We start from the raw sequence: 3,886 nt of genomic DNA on the forward strand, positions 1-3,886 counted from the left end.
GCCGCAGCCATCGACCCCGGTCAAGTTCGACCTCGATCTGGTGCTGCAGGAGCACAACGGCGCCATCGTCGGCACGATCGGTTACGCCACGGCATTGTTTGATCGCACCAGCGTGCAGCGCTTCGTCGCCAGCTTCGTCCAGCTACTCCGCGCGATGATCGCGCATGAGCAGCTCCAGGTGATGCAGCTTCCGTGGCTGGAGTCCGGCCAGCGCGCCGAGCTTTTGCAACGTTCGCACACGGCTGGAAACGTTCCGCCGTTCGCGACCTTGGTCGACGCTTTTCACGCGCAGGTCCACCACCGTCCACACGCGCCCGCCGTGATCGACGGTGCGCTCATCATCAGCTATGCGGAGTTGCACGCGCAGGCCGCGCATCTGGCACAGCGCCTGCTGGCAATGGGTGTGACACCGGGTCACTGCGTGGCCTTGCTGTTGCCGCGCTCGGCTGCGTTGATCGTGGCCGAGCTTGCTGTGTTGCTGTGCGGTGCGGCCTATGTTGCCCTGGATCCCTCCCATCCGCCGCAGCGCCTGCAGGCCTTGGTGCGTGACTGCCGCGCCAAGGCGCTGTTGTGCGACGCAGACTGCCGCCTGGAGAGCCCGGAGATACCGCGGCTGCAACTGGACCTGGCGCCCCTCGACAACGAGCCGACGCCGCTGCACCTGCCATTGCGTGCAATGCCCGCCAGTGTCGCCTACGTCAGCTACACCTCCGGTTCCAGCGGCGAGCCCAAGGGCGTGGCCGTCTCGCATGCCGCCGTGCTGGCGTTCGCGCTCAACGGCGCGCATGCACCATTGCAAGCGCACGACAAGGTAGCCTTCCTCGCCAATCCCGCCTTCGATGCCAGCACCTTCGAGGTTTGGGCCACCCTGCTGCACGGTGCCGCCATCGTCGTGGTCGACGGTGACACCTTGCTCGACCCGTACGCGCTAGCCCAACACCTGGACGTCAACGGCGTCAGCATCCTGCATCTGACTGCTGGATTGCTGCCTGGCTACTGGCAGGCACTGCGCGATGTATTGCCTTCGCTGCGCTGCCTGCTCACCGGCGGTGACAGCGTCGATGCTAAGACCGTCGCTGCGATCCTGGAACAGGCTTCTCCACAGCAGTTTTTGCATTGCTATGGTCCAACCGAGGCCACGACCTTCAGCATCGTCCACACACTGGCGACAGCAGCCACGGACACCGCCCGTCTCCCGATTGGTCGTCCGCTACCAGGCAATTGCGTCTATGTGCTCGACCCGTACGGACAGTTGGCACCGATCGGCGTGACAGGCGAGCTGCATCTCGCCGGCACACAGCTTGCACAGGGCTATCTGCACCGCCCCGACCTGAGCGCCGAACGTTTCGTTCCCGATCCATTTGCCACGACGGCCGGCCAGCGCATGTACCGCACCGGCGATCTGGCGCGTTGGCGCCCCGACGGTGAGCTCGACTTCCTCGGCCGTAACGATACCCAGGTCAAGATCCGCGGCTTCCGCATCGAACCGGGCGAAATCGCAGCCGCCTTGCGCGCTTGCGATGGCGTACGCGAGGCAGTGGTGGTTGCCGATGGCAACACAGACAAACGGCTGATTGCCTATCTCGTCGGTGATGTCAGCGACCCGGCAACGCTACGCGCCCAGCTCGCCAAGCGCCTGCCAGACTACATGCTGCCCGCAGCCTACGTGTCGCTGGACGCCTTGCCATTGACACGCAACGGCAAGCTCGATCGCGCTGCACTGCCGAGACCCGACGTCGATGCGCTGACCAGCCAGGCCTACGCGGAGCCCGAGGGCGAGCTGGAAGCCCTGCTGGCCGCGCTGTGGTGCGAACTGCTCGACCTGCCACACGTCGGTCGTCACGATAACTTCTTCGCCCTGGGCGGACATTCGCTGCTGGCGGTCAGGCTGATCGAGCGCCTACGCCAACGCGGCTGGCAACTGGACGTACGCAGCCTGTTCGCACAACCCACTGTAGCCGGGCTCGCCCGCCGCTTGCGCAGCGCAGGCGATATCGTCGTGCCACCCAACCGCATCGCGGCCGTTTGCACGCACATCACTCCGGATCTGTTGCCGCTGCTGGAACTGACCCAGACCGAGATCGACATTGTCATCGACAGTGTCGACGGCGGTGCAGCCAACGTGCAGGACATCTACCCGTTAGCGCCGCTGCAGGAAGGGCTGCTGTTCCATCACCTGGCCGATCCGATCGCCGACCCGTATCTGCATTCCACGCTGCTCGCGTTGCCGACCGCCGCCCAGCGCGAAGCCTTCCTTGACGCGCTCGACCAAGTCATCGCCCGCCACGACATCCTGCGCACCGGCTTTGTCTGGCAGGGATTGCGCGCCCCCGTACAGGTGGTATGGCGCAAGGCCACCTTGTCCCGACATCTGCACACTGTGGATGCCGATGATCCGGCAGCAGCGCTGCAAGCGCAGATGCATGCCGCCGAGACTGCACCGGACCTGCAACAGGCCCCGCTGATTCAAGCCCACCTGGCCGACGACGCAGCGCACGGCCGTTGGCTGCTTGGCCTGCAACACCATCACCTGGTGATGGACCACACCACCCTGGAACTGCTGATCGAAGAAGTGCAGGCGCATCTGTGCGGAAACCAGCAGGCCTTGCCGCCGCCGCTACCGTTCCGCGATTTCATCGCTCACGCCCACGACGGAGTGTCCGAGCAAGCGCATCAGGCTTTCTTCAGCAGCATGCTGGGCGATCTTCAGATGCCGACTGCACCGTTCGGCATCTTCGCCCCGGCACGCGATCTGGATAACCTGCAACAGGTCCAACGGCCCCTGCCCAGCGCATTGGCGCATGCCTTGCGGACCCAGGCGCGACGCCATGGCGTCACGCCAGCCAGCGTGTTCCACCTGGCCTACGCCTTGCTGCTGGGCCGCATCAGCGGTCGCGACGATGTTGTGTTCGCCACCTTGTTGTTCGGCCGCATGCACGCCAGCGTCGGCGTGGACCGCGTACTGGGCATGTTCCTCAATACCTTGCCGATTCGCCTGGGCAGCATGGACGGCAGCGTGCGGCAAGCCCTTCACGACACCCAAGACGCGCTTGCGCGCCTGCTGCATCACGAGCATGCTCCGCTGGCGCTCGCCCAGCGTTGCAGCGGTCTGGATCCGGCCTTGCCGCTGCTCAACGCCTTGTTGAATTATCGCTACGCCGGCGGCAGTACGGTGCTGACGGACCACGGCGAGGCGCAATACGCTCCGCTGCATGACGTACAGCACATCGGCGGACGCGATCGCACCCATTACCCGCTGGCCGTGTCGGTCAACGACCATGTCCACGATGGCAGTTTTGCGCTGGAGATCCAGGCGGTGCCGCAGATCGGTGCCGACGACATGGCGGCGCTGCTGTTGCAGACCTTGCAGGCGTTGACGCAAGCACTGGAACAGACGCCGGATACCGTGCTTTATGCCGTAGAGATCCTGCCTGCGCCGCAACGCACCCAACTGCTACACCACTTCAACCGCAGCCACGCACCGTGGCCAGGCACGCCACTGCTGCATCCACTGTTAGACGCGCAATGCCGACGCACGCCCGACGCGATGGCATTGTCAGACGCACAGCTCCAGCTCAGTTACGCCGAACTGGATCGCCGCGCCAATCGCCTGGCCCATCGCCTGATCGCCGTCGGCGTGCGCCCGGAGACCCGTGTCGCCCTCTACCTGCCGCGCGGCGCCGAGCGCTTGATCGCCCTGCTCGCCGTGCTCAAGGCCGGCGGCGCCTATGTCCCGCTCGATCCGGATCATCCCACCGAGCGGCTGGCCTTCATGCTCGACGACGCCCGCGCGCGCGTGGTGCTCACCGACAGCCAGCTGCAGCAGCAACTGCCGGCCAGCCGTGCCTTGCAACGTGCTCGCGTCCTGGTGCTCGACGCGCTGGAC

The 3,886-nt window shown here is 65.6% G+C and carries 1 protein-coding gene; it reads left to right on the forward strand.

Annotated elements, in window-relative coordinates:
* On the forward strand, positions 1-3,886 hold a 3,886-nt coding region (locus CKY51_RS20795; RefSeq protein WP_152249854.1), incomplete at both ends, for a non-ribosomal peptide synthetase.

The organism is Xanthomonas maliensis, from assembly GCF_009192945.1.
In the GTDB taxonomy this organism is placed as follows: Bacteria; Pseudomonadota; Gammaproteobacteria; order Xanthomonadales; family Xanthomonadaceae; genus Xanthomonas; species Xanthomonas maliensis.